Annotated in this window: 8 protein-coding genes; all 8 read left to right on the top strand. The window is 62.3% G+C overall.

Features of this window, described 5'->3' with window-relative positions:
• Positions 1-58: 58 nt before the first annotated feature.
• The 8 genes from glnD (at position 59) to P5205_14875 (ending at position 17,625) form a co-directional block, all read left to right on the top strand.
• Positions 59-2,860, top strand: coding sequence for a [protein-PII] uridylyltransferase (gene glnD, locus P5205_14910; GenBank protein HSA11652.1), 2,802 nt, complete (start codon positions 59-61; stop codon positions 2,858-2,860).
• 806 nt (positions 2,861-3,666) lie between these two features.
• Complete coding sequence (gene pilM / locus P5205_14905) at positions 3,667-5,601, top strand: type IV pilus assembly protein PilM (protein ID HSA11651.1); 1,935 nt, start codon at positions 3,667-3,669, stop codon at positions 5,599-5,601.
• A 1-nt stretch (position 5,602) separates the two neighbouring features.
• Positions 5,603-6,697 (top strand): Amuc_1100 family pilus-like protein, encoded by a 1,095-nt coding sequence (locus P5205_14900; protein HSA11650.1) that lies wholly within the window; start codon positions 5,603-5,605, stop codon positions 6,695-6,697.
• A gap of 2 nt (positions 6,698-6,699) precedes the next feature.
• On the top strand, positions 6,700-7,503 hold the full coding sequence (locus P5205_14895) for a hypothetical protein (GenBank protein ID HSA11649.1): 804 nt from the start codon (positions 6,700-6,702) through the stop codon (positions 7,501-7,503).
• Between the two features lie 38 nt (positions 7,504-7,541).
• Positions 7,542-10,244: a hypothetical protein gene (locus P5205_14890; GenBank protein ID HSA11648.1), complete on the top strand. Its 2,703-nt coding sequence runs from the start codon at positions 7,542-7,544 to the stop codon at positions 10,242-10,244.
• Positions 10,245-10,320: 76 nt separating this feature from the next.
• A complete protein-coding gene (locus P5205_14885) occupies positions 10,321-12,210 on the top strand; it encodes a hypothetical protein (GenBank protein ID HSA11647.1) in 1,890 nt (629 codons plus the stop codon).
• A 13-nt stretch (positions 12,211-12,223) separates the two neighbouring features.
• Complete coding sequence (locus P5205_14880; protein ID HSA11646.1) at positions 12,224-14,551, top strand: Ig domain-containing protein; 2,328 nt, start codon at positions 12,224-12,226, stop codon at positions 14,549-14,551.
• 41 nt (positions 14,552-14,592) lie between these two features.
• A complete protein-coding gene (locus P5205_14875; GenBank protein HSA11645.1) occupies positions 14,593-17,625 on the top strand; it encodes a hypothetical protein in 3,033 nt (1,010 codons plus the stop codon).
• The last annotated feature ends 55 nt before the right edge of the window (positions 17,626-17,680 follow it).

The raw sequence follows: 17,680 nt of genomic DNA, 5'->3' as shown, positions 1-17,680 counted from the left end.
TCACAAGGTTTCGGCGGCGCTTGCCTTGCGCGGCTTTTGCTCCCACAGTAATTCGCGAATGCAGGAACTGCTCGACAAGATAACCGCCAGTGCCGCGGCGCGCCTGGCGTTGCCGCCTGGCCGTCAACCTGCCCAGGAACTGGCCCGCTACAAGGCCTTCCTCAAGGTGGAGACGCACCGGCTCAAGCTGCGGCATCGGGCCGGCGCCGGCGGCCTGGAGATCTGCCACGCCCGCGCCGCCATTCTCGACGCGCTCCTGCGCCATTTGTGGGAGGCCGCCAAGGCCGGCCTGTCCGAGCCGGCCCGCCACGAATTTCCGCCGTTGGCGCTCGTCGCCCTGGGCGGGTATGGCCGGGCGGAACTCAACCCCCATAGCGACATTGATTTCATGTTCCTGCACAGCCGGCAGGTGGCCGCCAGCGGCACCCGCCCGCTGCCGCACCTTTCGCGCATCCTGGACGGCCTCCTCTATCCGCTTTGGGATATCGGTCTCAAAATCGGGCACTCGGTCCGCAGCCTCGAGGACTGCGTGAAGGTCGCCAACAGCGACATGCAATCCAAGACGTCGCTCATCGAGGCCCGCCTCATCGCCGGCGACGACGCCCTGTTCAAGCGGTTCCAGAAGACCCTCATCAGCAAGTGCGTTTCCGGCTGCGAGGAGGAATACATCGCCTTGCGCCTCGCCGACCAGGCCGCTCGGCGCGCCAAGTTCGGCAATTCCGCCTCCATGCAGGAGCCCAACCTCAAAAACGGCTGCGGCTGCCTGCGCGACTTCCAGAATCTGCTCTGGATGGCCTTCTTCAAGTACCGCACCCGCTCGCTCAAGGAGCTGCAGGCCCATGCCCTCATCAGCGAGGCGGAGCGCAAACACCTGGAGGCCGCCTACGATTTCCTCCTGCGCGTCCGCACCGAAATGCACTACCACGCCAACCGCGCCATGGATGTGCTGGGCAAGAACCTGCAGCCCGCCGTCGCCTTTAACCTGGGCTACCACGAGCGTTCCCCCAGCAAGCGCATCGAGGAGTTCATGCGCGACGTTTACACCCACTCGCGCAACATCTTCCTCATCACCCGCACCCTGGAGCAACGCCTGGCGCTCCTGCCGCAGCCGCGCCGCCTGCCCGGCCTGGCCCTGCCGGGCCGCCTGACGGGCCTGCTCCCCGGCCATCGCAAGCCCGCCAGCGAACCCGTGGACGGATTCAAGTTCGCCGATGGCGAAATCCACGCCACCTCCAGCCGCGTCTTCCGCGACCATCCGCGGCGGCTCATGCGGGTGTTCCTCTACGCCCAACAGCGCGGGCTGCGCCTGCACCCGGACCTGGCGCAACTCATTCGCAACCAGCTCAACCTCGTGGACCACGGCTTCCTGACCGACGAACACGTGCGCGAGACCTTCCTCGCCATTCTCGACCAGCGCGGCAGCGTCGCCCCCATCCTGCGCGCCATGCACGAGGTGGATTTGCTGGGCAAATACATCCCCGAGTTCGGCAAGCTCACCTGCCTGGTCCAGCACGAGTTCTACCACCAATACACCGCCGACGAGCACACCCTCATGTGTCTCGAGCAGTTGGACCGCATTTGGGAAGCCAAAGCGCCCCCTTACTCCACCTACACGCCGCTCTTCCAGAAGCTCGAACGCCCTTTCGTGCTCTACCTCGCCCTGCTCCTCCACGACGTGGGCAAGGCCGACGCCCACGGCAACCACTCCGAGGCAAGCTGCGACCTGGCCATGCGCGCCGCCAAACGCCTCAACCTGGACACCGCCGCGACCCAGACCTTGCGCCTCGTCATCGAGCATCACCTCCTGATGGCCAGCGTCTCCCAGCGGCGTGACCTGGACGACCCGGCGGTTATCCGCCAGTTTGCCCACAAGGTGCAGAATCCCGAAACGCTCGCTCTGCTCACCCTTCACACCTTTGTGGATTCCCAGGCCACCAGCGACAAGCTTTGGAACGGCTTCAAAGACCTGCTGCTCGGCTCGCTCCACCACAAGACCATGCAGTTGCTGACGGGCGGCGCGGAATTCGCCCGCGCCGACGAGAAGCACCGCGCCAAACTCGGGCAGGAGGTCCGCCGCCGCGCCCCCGCGCGCCTGAGCGCGGAGGAAATCGAGGCCCACTTCGCCACCCTGCCCGCGCGCTACTTCCAGATCCATCCGGCCAAGGATGTCCTCGCCGACCTCACCCTCGCCCACCGTTTCATGCGCCTCCAGGTCTCCGAAGTGGACAACCCGCTCGCCCCGGTCGTCAACTGGCATAATGAGCCCGATCGCGCCTACAACGTCGTCAAGGTCTGCACCTGGGACCGCGCCGGCCTCTTCTGCAAGATCGCCGGCTCCCTCAGCGCCGCCGGCCTTAACATCCTCAGCGCCCAGATCTTCACCCGCACCGATGACATCGTGCTGGACACCTTCTACGTCGCCGACGCCATTACCGGCAACCTCGCCGGCCCCGACCAGCGCGACCGCTTCGAAAACGTCCTGCACCGGGCCCTGACCGGCGAGGAAGTGGACTTCCCCGCCCTGATCGGGCGCCAGAAAATCACCCGCCCGCTTTACCAAGCATACACCGGCGAGCGCATGGCCACCCTGATCCGCTTAGACAACGACGCCTCCGAAGCCCGCACCCTGATCGAAATCGAAACCGAAGACCGCATCGGCCTGCTCTACACCATCTCCCAGACCCTGACCGAGCTTGCCCTGGACATCTCCGCGGCCAAAATCTGCACCGAACGCGGTGCCGCCCTCGACAGCTTCTACGTCCGCGAACTGACCGGCGGCAAGGTCCTTGACCCCGAACGCCACCACGCCATCGAGCACCAACTCCACCTCGCCATCCACTCCCTCGACCTCCAGTCGTGAGGCCCGCCTCCGCAAGGCAGAATACCAGGCGATTTAACTTGACACTGCCGGCTGGCAGCCCGCGGTTCCCCAGGGAGTCTCGCCGTATCCTCCCCGTATCCACACCATATCCACACCGTGGATACAACCTTGACATTTGAGCCTTTCCGATCGCAATATGCTGCAATTACGGCACTTGCGCCTGAAGGCCCGCTGCGGAGACATTTGAGCGCCAAATCCGCCGCAAATACATCAAATTCAGTTAGTTACACAGAATTTGCAGAAATTGCGGTTTTTCCCTCGCTCGCGGTCGCGCCGGACCCTAACGAGCAACCAGACAACGAGCAACACCCCAGCGATTTAACTTGACTATGCGGGGATGCGCGGATTCCGAGTCGCGCGAGCGTGGAGGACGCGGGCGACGCTCCCAACCGCAAAGCTGGATGCTTCCCGGATGCGGAGCGCCCCTTCGTTGCCACCGTGGCGCGCTGCCGACCTGACGCCGGCTTGCCGCGCGCCCCCGTGCGCGGGCAACACGCATTTTGCGTGAACTCCACCCGGTGGCGATGCGTGTTTGCCTTGGAAACAAGGGCAAACGCTATTGGCATGATTTTTGTTAAACAAAACAGGTTGGACCATGAAACTGCGCGGCATGATTTTTCGTTTCAGCGGGGGCCAGAAGCATCTCGGCGCATTTAGTTTTGCTTTTGCGCGTTTTTCTCTTTCCATTTGACCGCGGTTGGAGTTTCCTGTAACCACCATCGGCTGGCCGCCGGTTCACCCAACCAGGGCGGCCAAAGTTTTGTCGGCCGAGCGCCATAACAGTAATGCTTAATACGAAGTCATTTCTAGCCGTTGATTTTGGGGCGGGCAGTCTCAAGCTGGCCGAGTTCGAAGTCAACGAGGCGGGCGGATTGCGCCTCAAGCAATACGGCCTGAAGTCCCTCGGCGCGGAGGGAGCCCAGGAAACGACGCGCGAAGCGGCGATGCTCAAAGCCCTGCAGGAGCTGATCGCCGAGAAAGCCATCAAGGCCCGCGATGTCAATGTGTGCGCCCCGGGCTTCCACGTGTTCTCCAAGTTCGTCAAACTGCCGCCGGTGGACGCGAACAAGGTGACGCAGATGATCCAGTATGAAGCGCAGCAGAACGTGCCGTTTCCGCTGGAAGAAGTGGTGTGGGACTACCAGATCCTGGGCTCGACGCCCGGCGGCGAGCTGGAGGTGCTGCTGGTGGCCATCAAAGCCGACGTGGTGGAGGGGCTGTTCCGGGTGACCGAGGCGACGGGGCTGCGCCTGCAACTGACGGACGTCTCGCCGGCGGCGCTCTGCAACGCGTTCCGCTACAACTACGGCGACCTGGAAGACTGCACGATGCTCCTGGACATCGGGGCCAAGACGAGCAACCTGCTCTTCTTCGAAAAAGGCAAAGTCTTCTCCCGCAGCATCAACCTGGGCGCCAATTCCATCACGCAAGACTTCATCCACGAATCCAAGCTGAAGTATGACGCAGCGGAGAAGCTCAAGATCGAAGAGGGCTTCGTGAGCCTGGGCGGCGCGTATGAGGAGCCGGAGAACCCGCATCAGGCGGCCATTTCGAAGATCGCGCGGCAGTTCATGACGCGGCTGCACATTCAGGTCAACCAGACCATGCAGTTCTACCGCGGGCAGCAGGGAGGAGGCGCCCCGCAGCGGTTGTTCCTGTCCGGCGGCGCGTCGGTGATGCCCTACACGGCGCAATTCTTCGCCGAGAAACTCAATGTGCCGGTCGAATACTTCAACCCCCTGCGCAACATCCAGCTCGACCCGGCGCTCAATCTCGAGGAGCTGGCGCGCGTGGCCCATTCGCTGGGCGAGGTGGTGGGCCTGGGGCTGCGCAACCTGGCGCATTGCCCGGTGGAACTCAACTTGATGCCGGAAAGCACCCTGCGATGGCAGAGCTTCAACCAGAAGAAGCCCTACTTCATTGCCACGGTCTTCAGCCTCGTTGCGGTCATCGCGGCCATGGGACTGCTCTTTCAAAAGCTGGCCGGAGTCAAGAAAGAGATGCTGACCGCTGTCGAGGGAGATGTCGAGCCGGCGGAACGCAAGGAAGTGCAGTTCAAGAAGGCCTACGGCGATCTGAAGAAGACGCAGGCGGATGTTGACCAGATCGTCGGCTGGATGCACAACCGCTACTATTGGGCCGAGGTCCTGAGCGAACTGCGCCAGGTGCTGATTCGGGTCGAACAAACCACCTACGCCAGGCTGCGAACCGACGCGGGCGTTTGGATCGAGCAGCTAATGACCGCCGCGCCCCGGCTGACGGGGGATGTCACCGCCAGCATGGGATTCGGAGAGGCGCCGGTGCCGTCCACGGGCGATATCGAGGCCCAGCAAGCTTTTCTTAAACGCTACGGGATGGAAATGCGCGGCATGGCGCCAGAGGCTCCCCCGCAACCGGCCGAGGCCGCGCCGGCGGAGCCCGCGGCCGCGGAGGGGGCGGTGCCCACCGACCCGTCCGCCGGGGTGCCGCCGGTGGACGACACGAACCAGGTGGCGACCCTCACCATCACCTTCCGCGCGGTGAGCCTGAAGAACGTTACGGGTCAGGCGGACGCCGACAAAGGAATCGCCTACGCGGTGTTGCAGGAGCTGCAGAACAGCCCCCTGTTTGTATCGGACCCCAAACAGACACGGACCGACAGCGACGTCATCAACGATGAACAGACCGGCACATTCACCTTCAGCGTTGTCGCCAGGTTGAAGCGCCCGCTCAAGCTGTAGTATGGACTGGATCAAACGCAATTTGTACTTCCTGGCCGGGAGCCTGCTGGCGCTGGTATTGATGGTGCTGGCCGGCTGGTACTTCTACTCGAAGTGGCAGCTCAACAACGAAAACCTGGGGAAACTCGACGAGCAATACGCCCGGCTGAAGCGGCTATACGAGCAGAAACCCCACCCGGGCTCGGACAAGGTTGACAATGTCAAAGCCGCCCGCGAGCAGGAGCAGGAACTGCGCGCCTACATCCAGAAAGCCCGCCAGTATTTCCAGAACTGCCCGCCGATCCCGCAACCCGAGTCCGGCAAACTCACCAGCCAGGAATTCAGCTCCGCCCTCAGCCGCACGATTGATCAAATGGAGCGCGAGGCCACCAAAGCCAGCGTCGGGCTGCCGAGCAAGGACGCCAGGGGCAACAGCTACAGCTTCTCATTCGCCGCTCAAAGAGAGAGCCTCGCCTACGCCCCCGGCAGCCTCGAGCCGCTCTCCGTGCAACTGGGCGAGGTCAAGGCCATCTGCTCGGTCCTGTTCGAGGCCAAGGTCAACTCGCTGGACGCCCTGCGCCGCGAGCGGGTATCCGACGATGATCTCAAAGGACCGCAGACGGATTACCTGCCGGATAAGTCCGTGACGAACGAGCTGGCGGTCATGTCGCCTTACGAAGTGGTCTTCCACTGCTTCAGTTCGGAGCTGGCCGGCGTGCTGGCGGGCTTTGCCAGCTCCCCGTGCGGGCTGGTGGTCAAGACCATCAACGTCGAGCCCGCCCCCGCGGCGATTCCTGCCGCTGCCGCCTATGATCAACCGTTCGCGGCCGCCCCGATGCCCGCCCCCGTCCCCGCCTACACTCCTCCTCCTCGTCCGGCCCCGTCGCAGGCGGCGGAAGGCCCCGCAGTGGATACCTTTGCCGCGCGCTATGGCATGCGCGCCCCCGCGCCCCGGCCCGCTCCGGTTCGGCCGGCCTACACCCCGCCGGTCTACACGCCGCAGGCCGCCGCGCCGGCCAGCCGCGGAGGCCTGCCCACCGCGCTGGATGAAAAGCAGTTGAAGGTCACACTGATGGTCTATGTGGTAAAACTGGTTCCTTCCAAGCAAGCCAACTAAAGATGGATTTTCTCAAGAAGAACTACGAAAAGGTCCTGCTCGGCGTCGTGCTCCTGGGGTTGGCGGTGGCGGTGGCGTTCCTGCCTTTCAAGATTGCCAGTGAGAAGCAGGAGCTGGAGAACATGCGCAATCAGCTCATCCATCCCAGCGTCAAGCCGCTGACCAACCTCGATCTCACCTTGCCGGACAGCGTCCTCAAAAAGGCCGCGGCGCCCGCCCGGGTGGATTTCGGCGCCCCGAACAAACTGTTCAACCCCATGCTCTGGCAGAAGACGGTGGATGACCGGCTCATCAAAGTGGGCGCCACCAACATCGGCCCCAATGCCCTGGTCATCACCAAGCTGGTGCCGCTCTACTTGAAAATCACCCTCGACGACGTGACGGTGACGGACTCGGGAGTGCGCTGCAAGATCGGCGTGGAGGACGAAACCGCGCTCAACCTGAAGGACCGCCGGAAGCAGAAGTACGTGAAGCTCGGCGACAAGAACGAGACGTTTGCGATGCGCGACATCAAATCCCCGCCGGACAATCCGACGAACGTCACCGCCGTGCTCGAATTGAATGATACCCGGCAGCGCGTGCAGTTGACCCGCGACCAGCCGTATCGGCGCGTGGCGGGGCACATGGTGGATCTGAAGTACGCGCCGGAGAACAAGACCTGGAACGCCCGCCGCGTTGACGCGTCGCTCGCGTTCAACGGCGAAGATTACAAAATCGTTGCTATCACGGAGAACGAAGTTGTATTGTCCGCCAAGTCGAATTTGAAGAAATGGACCGTCAAACACAGTGCCAGTCCCGCACCCTGAACCGCGTTAATTTTTCAGCCAACGCTATCGAAACCACCATGAAAGCAGCCTCCCTAACCATCGCGTTCACCCTTTTGCTCGCCGGCGCCCCGGTGATTTGTGCGCAGTCGTCGTCGCAGGAAGCGGCGATCAACGAAGCGGTTTACCGCCAGGCCAACACCATCACGCTGCGCCAGAAACTGGCCGAGGCGCGGGCGGCGCAGGATCGGCGCGCGCTCCCCACCGCCGGCAAGCTCTACGACGACGCCTGGGACCTGGTGCAGCGAATCGGATCCGGCGTGGAGGCCGAACGGCAGCAGACCATCGCGGGCCTGGCGGCGGTCCGGCTCGAACTGGCGCAGCAGGCCCAGCAGCGCGGCGATTACACCGAGGCGCGGACGCAAGTGAATGACGTGCTGCGGGTGGACCCGACGCACGCGGCGGCCGTTGAGTTCAAGCGCGGCAACGAGAAACTGCTGGCCGAGCAGCGCGGCAAGATCCCCAGCGAGGAAGTGCGCAGCCAAGTGCCGGGGATCGTCGAGGGGCGAGTCCAGGCCAGCACCCTGGTGCATGACGGCAAGCTGCTTTACGAAATGGACAAGCTGGACCAAGCCGAGGACAAGCTCAAGGAGGCGTTGAAGCAGGACCCGCACAACGAGGCGGGCCTCTATTACCTGAACCTCGTTTCCGAAGCCAAGTTCGTCCGGGCCGCGAAATTGCACGAGGTCACCATGCGGCAGGACGTCCGCGCCGTGGAGCAAGCCTGGGCCAACCCGGTCAAACGCGAGCTGCTGCCCGTCCCCAATCCCTACACCCGGACGAACCTGGTCCATACCGGCCCGGGGCGCCAATCCATCATTACCAAGCTCGATCGTATCCGGCTGGACAATGTGAAATATGACGGCCTGCCGCTCGGCGAAGTCATTATCAACTTGAGCGACGAATGCAAAAAGCGTGACCCGGAGAAGCGCGGCATCAATTTCCTCATCAACAACTACGGCGGCGCCGCCGCGCCCACTTCACCCACCGGGCCGGTGCTTGGGCCGGACGGCAACCCCCTGCCGATCCCCCCGCCCGAGGAGGTGGATCTGAGCGCCATTTCCATCAAGATCAATCCGCCGCTCACCGACATCCGGCTGGCCGACGTGCTGGACGCTATCGCAAAAGTGGCCGAGCAGCCCATCAAGTACTCCATTGAAGACTACGCGGTGGTGTTCTCGGTCAAGGCCCAGGAGGCGGAGCCCTTGTACATCCGCACCTTCAAGGTGGACCCGAACACCTTCTACCAGGGCCTGCAAGGCGTGGGCGCCTTTGTGTTCGGCGAATCCATGAATGTCGGCCAAAACACCGGTGGCGGCAGCTTTGGCGGCGCCACCGGCGGCGGCGGCGGCGGGATGGGGCAGAATCAGAACACCATCAGCGGCTCGGTGATTTCCCGGGTTTCCGTCGCGCCGGGCGGCATCATGGGCGGCAGGTCGGGCGGGGCGGGGATGCAGCAGCAAGGCGGCACCGGAGGCGGTTTGAACTTCATCACCAAGACCAACGACATGTCGGACGTCTCGCGCGCGGCCATCAACTACTTCGCGAGCCTGGGGGTCAACCTGGACCCCGTCTCTTTCCCGGGCAAATCCCTCTTCTTTAACGACCGACAGGGCATGCTGATAGTTCGCGCCACGTCGCAGGACCTCGACATGATCGAGGCGGCCATTCAAGTCCTCAACATCGTGCCGCCGCAGATCAACATCAAATCCAAGATCATCGAAGTCTCGCAGGATGACACCAAGGCCCTGGGATTCGAGTGGTTCCTGGGCAATACGCTGATGAACAACGACAGCATCGGCGGCCAGGCCGGCACCGCGTCTTCGTTCGTCGGGGCGCCGACCGACGCGAATCCGCTGGGGATCTTCCCTGGCAATCCTTTCGCCGCGACCCCCACCACCATCGCCCCGACCGCCACGGATCAACTCTTGACTTCTGGCCTGCGCAATCCATCCACCTCGCTCTTCACCCTCACCGGCATCCTGACCGACCCGCAGTTCCGCTTCGTCATCAAGGCGCTGCAGCAACGGCAGGGATCTGAGCTGCTGGCCCAGCCCGAAGTCACCACAACCAGCGGCCGGCAGGCGCAAATGAAGGCCGCCGAGGTCAAGACCATCATCACCGGCTTCGGATTCAGCCAGGCGCAGAGTCAGAACGCGTCGGTTGGCACCGGAACGACCGTCAACCAGGCGCAGCCTACGGTGGTCTATCCGTTCCCGGAACAGATGGAGTTGGGGCCGGTGCTGGATGTCATTCCCTGCCTGCTGTCGGATGGCTTCACCATCAACCTGACATTGATCCCGACGCTGACCGAGTTTGTGGGCTACGACAATCCTAATACAGTGCTCTCGTCAGGGGCCATCAACCAGTCCATCGCCGGCGGATTCATCCAGGTGCCGACCGTGCTGCCGCTGTTCCGGGTGCGGCAGGTGGTTTCGACGGTCAATGTCTGGGACGGGCAGACGGTTGTTCTGGGCGGACTGCTGGCCGAGACCGTGACCACGATCAAGGATCAAATCCCCATGCTGGGCGACCTGCCGCTCGTGGGCCGTCTGTTCCGCAGTGAATCCAAGAATACTTCCAAGAAGAACCTGCTGATCTTCGTCACCCCGACGCTCATTGACCCGGCCGGCAACCGGTTGCACACGGAGGACGAAATGCCGTTCGCGCAAACTGCCATTCCAACGCAGCCGCCCGCGGGGACAGGGCCGGTAAACAACTGAAGCCAGCGGCATGTTGACCCTTTGAACCCTGTCAAATCGTGTAAGCCGCCAAAGTCCACCGTAAATGCCTGAACGTATGTCTTTGCCACAGTTCGCCCGTAACGCCCTGGTCTGCGGATGCCTGGCGGTCGCCGCCCCGGTATCCGTTTCAGGCCAGACCAACACGTATCTGACCAACGGGGTCGAATACGTCATCGCCGATGCGCTGCCGGGGGATCAGGTGCACCCCGCCCTCAGCATCAAGGCCACGGGCGGGTATATCGTCTGGGCGGATAATCTCACGGACGGGAACGGGTTGGGGATCAGCGCGCGGCGGTTGGGCAGCAGCCTTTCCGGGTCTTTGTCCACGTTTCGCGTCAATGCCATCAGTGCGGGCGATCAGGAATTCCCGCAGGTGGGGTTGCTGAACAACGGCGGGACGGTGTTCGTCTGGCAGGGGGGGCAGCGCGGCCATCAGCACATCTTCGCCCGCTTCCAGACCGCCAGCGGGACGTGGCTGACGCCCGCCGATGATGTGCGGGTCAACACCTTCACCAACCACTTCAAGGCTAACCCCGCCCTGGCGCCGCTGGCCAATGGCAACGTGGCCGTGGTGTGGGGGAGTTACAACCAGTTCAGCGCCAACAGCCTGCAGGATGTCTACGCGCAGGTGCTCTCGCCGGCCGGCCAGAAAGTCGGCGGGGAAGTCCTGGTGAACCAGTTCACCAGCTTCAACCAGCGCACGCCGGCGGTGGCCGGTTTGAGCGACGGCCGGTTTGCCGTCGCCTGGGTTTCCGAACAGCAGCGCTACGACAATAGCGTGAGCATCTATGCCAGGATCTTCAACGCGGCCGGCTCCTCCTCCTGGAGTGAGTTCCAGGTCAATACCTCCACCAATGTGTGCGCCAACCCGAGCGTCGCGGCCGCTCCCAATGGCGGGTTCATCGTTTCCTGGTCCGAGAAGGACCTGTCCAGCCTCCGGACCAACAGTTGGGATGTGTATGCCCGGGCCTTCTTAAGCACCGGGGCGGCTGCCGGGCCGGTCGCGCGTCTCAACCAGTACCGCTTCGGGGACCAATACGCGCCCACCCTGGCGTTGATCGGATCGGATGCCATGGCGATCTGGACCACCCTGAGTCAGGACGGCTCGGGCAAAGGGATAGTCGCGCGGATCTTCCGCAGCGACCTGACGCCACAAAGCGACGAGTTCCGCGTCAACACCAGCACAGTCGGCTCGCAGCTCCATCCGGCGATCGCCGCGGACGGTGCCGGACGCTTCCTCGTGGCTTGGAGCAGCTTTGCCGGCCTGACTCTGGGTTTCGACCTCTACGCCCAGCGTTACGCCTCCTCGCTCCAGCCGCTCACCGCGCCCGACCCGCCGTTCGTGAGCGTGCTGAGCTCCAGCGCGTTAAGCGTGACCTGGCCGCCGCTGGCCGGCTTCAACGTCGCTTATTACGAGGTTTACGCCGACGGCGCGGCGACGCCCACCGCAATCGTCACCAACACGTGGTGGACCATGTCCGGGCTGGCCCATGACAGCACGCACAGTTTTCAATTGGATTATGTGCTGGCCGATGGCCGCGTCTCGCCACTCTCCGGCGCCACCACCAACACCACCTATGGCCTGCTCACCTGGGGCGGGATTCCATTCGACTGGATGGTTGAATTCTTCGGCACCGATGTCTGGAAATGGCCCTGGCCGGACGTGGACAGCGACGGGGACGGCGTGTCGAACCTGACCGAGTTTCTCGCCGGCACCTGTCCGACGGATGCGGCCAGCGTGCTGCGCCTGAAGCTGCAGCCGACCGTGCAGGGCCTGTTCCTGGATTGGAACACCGAGCCGGGCCTGATTTATCAGGTGCAGCGTTCGGCCGACCTTAAAAACTGGACCAACCTCGGCGGCATGCGGTTCGCCCCGGGCACGGTTGATTTCATGTATGTCGGCGGCACCCCGGCCAGCTTTTACCGGGTGCTGCGCATGCGCTAACGGAAGCTCCTATATGTCGCGTTTTCTCAATCGTTGCGGTTGCTGGATGGCCTGGCTGTTCCTGGCGGCGGCCACGCCGTCGGCTTGCGCCTTCTCCATGCTTGGCCCGGGGGAAGAATGGCAGGATACGACCATCGGGTATGAGAAGTTCGTCTATGTGACCTTGCCGGCCAGCGGCTGGATAATCCACGGCGACGACTTCGCCTGGCACCCTCATAATCTGGGGGAGGAATCTCGCTGGAACACCCCGGTCCTGTATTATTCCTTTGATCAAAGCTTCCTCGACTACTTCGGCGCCAGCGGCGTAGCGGCCGTGGACGCCGCGATGGCCGTCTTTAATAACCTGCCCAGGGTGTCCGATGCCAACCTCAACGATTTCCCGCTCGAGGAGAGCCGCATCAATTACACCGCCCAGGCGTTGCACCTCTTCGATTTAAAGTCCACCGCTATGGAGTTGGTGATCGAGCGGCTCGGCCTGATTGATCCGGAAAACTGGACGTGGTGTATCCGCAACCGTATCCTGCCGCCCAGCCTGTCCTGCCCCCAGTTCGATTTCCTGGTCGTGCAGCGCAATTTCGACCCGGTGACCTGGCAGCCCTCGCGCTACGTCAACGGTACCTTGTTCACCTACGAGATTCAACAGATATGCGAGCCATATGATTTCGGCGATGCGGTCGAATTTCTCGTTGACCCGAACGCCGAGGCTTCGGCGCGATACAGCGCGCTGGCCACTCCCAAGCTTGCCCTGCCCGATGAGACCTTTTACGGCTGGTTCCACACTGGCCTGACCCGGGATGACATGGGGGGGTTGCGCTACCTCTACGCCACCAACAACATGAACATCGAGGCCGCGGGCACCAACACGATCACCTTCATCACCGATACCAACGCGACGCAGCTCCTCTACACGTCCAATTTGACGCTGTTGGCCTCGCAGGCGCTGACGAACAATCCGGCCGCGCTGCAGGCGTTGTATCCCAACCTGAGCATCGCCTCCACGAAGAACATCTTCACCAACATCTACGTCACGAACCTCACGGCGCTTTTCACCAATTACCCGTTTGACCCGCTGGGCACGCCGCCCCACCTGGAGTTTGTGACCAACCTGACCCTGACGGTCCAGAACTGGTATCACCACACCTTCAACAATGTCTTCAAGTTTCAATGGGTGACCAACCAGCAATATCCCAACGGAGTCTGGACCACGGTGCCGTTGTCGGACATCGTTCTCCACACCAATCTCAGCCTGATTACCGTGCTGACCACTACCGTGACCAACCCGCCCTATACCCCGGTGGGGAGCCCGCTGATCACCAACACCACCACACGCACCTACCTGACGAACCAGGTGGTCGGGAACTACTTCATCGCGCCAACCAATGCGTGCGGGGTCTCCGTTCTCTACTTGCAGGCGACCGTCACCAATTACAATACGAATATCCTGGTCTCGGCGACCAACACCCCGGCCGGCTTCACCAACACCCAGTCCTTCGAGCAGGTTGTCATTGACTCCTGGGTCCAGGACGTCTTTGTAGTCAACCCCGTTATCTGTGCGACCAATTCCGTTGCCCTGCGCCAGGGGATTGAGAAGATCACGTTTATTCGGCGGGACTTTGACTCCCTTTTGGGGCAGTTCTTCAGCCCGGTTACCAATAACTACTCCTTGACGGCGGTGACCAACTATAATCTGTACCCGCCGAGCACCAATTTCATCCGGCAGCAGGTTCAGCGCGTGGTGACCCAGCCTGACATCCTGTTCACCGCCTCTGATCTGGCGGGGGGATTTCCGGCAATGCCGACCGTGGTTCGCTCGACCCCGGCCTTTGACCTGACCGGCCAACAGCCCACCCTGGCGGGCCCCGGCGTTATCCGCGAGCAGGTGACGTTTACTTTCAACAAGGTCGGCCCGATGTACGTGAATGGCACCTATCCGCTCTTCGTGGATGAGGCTGGCGCGCTGCTCCATTTCGCCTGGGCCTCTTACGACGCCACCACCAACGCGCCCATCATCTACCCGAATGGCACCAGCATCGCCGACCTGGAAAACCAGGTGTTGATCCAGGTCTCTCCGCCGTATTTGCCGGATGCCACCATTACCATGCCCTACAGCGTGCAGTTGCAGACCAGCGCCGCGACGCCCAATTGGCAGACCCCTGTCACGTGGTCGCTGGCGCCGGGCTCCCCGCCGCTGCCGCCCGGGTTCAACCCGATCTCTTCCGGCGGGCTCATCTCCGGCACCCCGTCCCAGGTGGGCTTTTTCAACTTTATCATCCAGGCGACGGATGCCGCGGGCCGCACCGTCCAGCAAAGCTACGTGATCAACGTGGCGCCGTACCCGTGAACCAACGCAAGCCGGCCGCTGCGGCCCGGTGCAGATTATATATGAAGCAGAAGCTAGTTTTTGGCTTGGTGGCGCAGACCTTGGTGTCGGCGGCTTTGAGTCAGTCGCCCGACCTGTATGAGAACTGGACCAGGGTTCAATGCCCCCCGGAAATCCCGCCGACGATTGACGCGGTCAACTTCGTCAACCACGCCGAGTTCCTCATCAACTTCACTAACTTCACTTTCTCGCTCCCGGTTACCGCGCCGCCCTATGAAACCTCGAGCACGGCGAACTATACGAACGATTTCGGGGCGCTCATGAGCTGCAACACCGGGTTTCGCATGGAAACCAAGCCCCTGTCCGGTCCGCGACAGCGGGCTTCGACCCTGTACAACAATGGCACAATTGACTGCGGCACCCTGGGCACCTCCAACGTGATTATCATTGGCGACTTCCTGTTCAACCTGACTGGGACGGGGGAAGGGGTGAAGTGCCAGGTGAACGCCACCAACATTTTCAATCCCGGCACCATCAACATGGGTTTCGGCAGCCTGCTGACTCTTCGGGGGGAAAACCTTGACCTGAGCGGCGGGACCCTGGCGATGGAGAATAACGGCTTCAGCGGCTTCAATGGCGGCATCTTCTTCAATGCCGGCATCTTCGACGGCTATTGGGGCGTGGGGGACCCGGTCACGCAGCGTCCTATATTCTATCCCAATGGGATAAGCCCTGTTTTTTACTACGAGACGGCCCCGCCTCGCACGCAGATTCACGTTGTGACGAACCGCAGTCATGTCGTTACCGAGCAACAATTGGGGGGACCGACCTTTGTCCCGTACCTGTTGGATGTTATTGATCAATCGGGTTCCAACCGGACCGTCCGCGCCGTATTCCTCAGCAATACCAACCCGGCGATAGAGGCCAAGGTGTATTTTCCAGCCTTCGCTGGCGATTCCCTGCAACTGGGGCCGGATGTGGTGGAGTGGTCCTGGGTCCATACCAATATTACGGAGATCACCACCAATTACTTGTACTTGGAGGATGATTTCCTGTCCTATACGAACTTCCAGGTTATCCAGAATGGCTTCGCCGGTATTGGGTTCAACCGCCCGACCTTCATTCCTTGGAATTACACTTTCTTTCGGGGGGGGCCGCTCTCGCTTGGGGCCCCGGCGGCGCCGACGCTCATCCCGTTTGGCACCTTTGACCCCGGCACTCCCAACGGGAGTGTCACTAATGAATGGACAGCCTACCAGGCCATGTTTCTGCCCGGTTCAGCCGTCATGGGTGAAGTTGCGGGCCAGAACGTGACCAACCAATCCGGGCGCATCGAACTGACGGCGGACAAGTATCTGGTCTTGTCCAATGCGCAGGTCAGCAGTGTGAGCTACCTGCTCATGAAGGCGACCAATCATTTTGGCGGCAGCGCCGGCGCGAGAATCGCCGCGCCGCATGCTGATGTTTACCTCCGCAGCACCAACGGCCTGTTGACCCTCACCAACGTCCTGGTCCCGGCCTTGCCCCGGCCGATCGGCATTTGCGACCTGTTCAGCGCGCGCTGGACCAACATCATCGCCGGGATCACCAACCGTTTTCACGTGCTGTTTGCCGATACCCAACTGGCGCCCACTTCGCCGCTCATGATCCAAACCCTCAATCTCAGCAGCGTCACCAATCCCGCCACGGGCGATGACAGCGTCTTCATCAGCGATGTCTTCAACGTCACCTCCAACCTGCTCATTGACACCTGCCGGCTGACCTTGACCACCAACGCGCCGGACGCCGCGACGCCCGCCGGCACCCTCAATTACCTTAATCCGTCTGTGCTGTGGCCGACGGCAACGCCGCGGTTGAAATACCTCACCAACCATGGCGGCATCCAGGGCCAGAACGTGATTGTCTTCGGCGGGTCGCAAAGCTCGCCCTACACGGGCCCGACCACCTCCACCAATCCTTACGCCGCATTCGTGAACACCGGCGGCGTGACCAACTACGGCAGCTTCATCTTTGCCAGCTACTTCCAGAACAGCGGCACCTTCCAGGCCGGCGGTGGCGCTATTCAATTGCGGCAGGCCCAAACCGCGATTCTCACCAATGGCTCCTTCCTCGCGCCGGCTTCGGCTGGCAGCATCACCATCCAGGCCGGCGATCTGATGGTGAGCAACCACCTGTTGCACGCCGGCAATTCACTCACGCTTTCCGTCTCCAACCGGCTCGACGACGGCAGCCTCAATGGCGGCGTCGAGGCCGTTACCAACCGGAATACCTGGCGCGCCGGCTACGGAATCAACCTGCCGGTACGGCCGGCCCTGAGCAGCCTGCTCGCTACGACCATCACCAACATTGGCCCCGCCGGCTCCAGCATTGTCATCGTCCCCAATAGCTGGGCGGGTGAAGACCGCGGTCCGGTGGCGGCCGGCTATTCCAACAACGCCGCGCTTGGCCGGCTCATCCTCGTCGGGCTCACCAACACCACGCAGTTCCGGTTCCAGCCAGCCACCGCGACCAACAACGCTCTCTACGTGGATTACCTCGAATTCCGGGACTACATGACTAACTTCGACAGCAGCGGCAACCTTGCGAACCTCCGGTTCGACCCGGGCATGAAGATTTACTACGGTCAAATCATTATCAATGGCGTCTCCTGGGCGGAAAAGCTCAACGGCAAGAACAGCGGCGGCTTGAACTGGGTCCCCGGCTACGCGGGCGCGTTCAGTTCGACCAACATGCTCTATCCCGACGGCACGACCAACCTGCTCAACCTGGCGCTGGTGCAAAGCTGCAGCCTGGATTCAAATTGCAATGGCATCCCCAATTGTGCGGACCCGGCTCCGGTGCTGGTTCCTTCACAAGTGAATTCGCTCGTGAACTTGACGGCGGCCCTCACCCAGGGAACCAACGTGGTCCTTTCCTGGAGCGGCGTTCCATTCAGGAGGAATTACCTCGAGTTTAAACCGTCGCTGACGGCGACCAATTGGGAGCCTTTAACGAACGTCACAGTGCCCGGTCCTGAATGCAGCCAGCAGCAGGTAGTGGATCCCGCGAATGGCGGTAGTGGTTTCTATCGCCTGCGCGTGGAGACGGCGCCATAAGGCTGACGGGAGGATGGTTGCGTCCGGCAGGCCGGGCTGGGGTTGGACCCCTGCG

This window comes from Candidatus Paceibacterota bacterium, assembly GCA_035452965.1.
GTDB lineage: Bacteria > Verrucomicrobiota > Verrucomicrobiia > Limisphaerales > UBA8199 > UBA8199.
This window is presented reverse-complemented; position numbering and strand designations above follow the sequence as displayed.

Excerpts from the sequence above, each read along its gene's own strand:
- P5205_14895 (HSA11649.1), top strand. The coding sequence starts at position 6,700 with ATGGATTTTCTCAAGAAGAACTACGAAAAGGTCCTGCTCGGCGTCGTG.
- glnD (HSA11652.1), top strand. The coding sequence starts at position 59 with ATGCAGGAACTGCTCGACAAGATAACCGCCAGTGCCGCGGCGCGCCTG.
- P5205_14890 (HSA11648.1), top strand. The coding sequence starts at position 7,542 with ATGAAAGCAGCCTCCCTAACCATCGCGTTCACCCTTTTGCTCGCCGGC.
- pilM (HSA11651.1), top strand. The coding sequence starts at position 3,667 with ATGCTTAATACGAAGTCATTTCTAGCCGTTGATTTTGGGGCGGGCAGT.
- P5205_14885 (HSA11647.1), top strand. The coding sequence starts at position 10,321 with ATGTCTTTGCCACAGTTCGCCCGTAACGCCCTGGTCTGCGGATGCCTG.
- P5205_14900 (HSA11650.1), top strand. The coding sequence starts at position 5,603 with ATGGACTGGATCAAACGCAATTTGTACTTCCTGGCCGGGAGCCTGCTG.
- P5205_14880 (HSA11646.1), top strand. The coding sequence starts at position 12,224 with ATGTCGCGTTTTCTCAATCGTTGCGGTTGCTGGATGGCCTGGCTGTTC.
- P5205_14875 (HSA11645.1), top strand. The coding sequence starts at position 14,593 with ATGAAGCAGAAGCTAGTTTTTGGCTTGGTGGCGCAGACCTTGGTGTCG.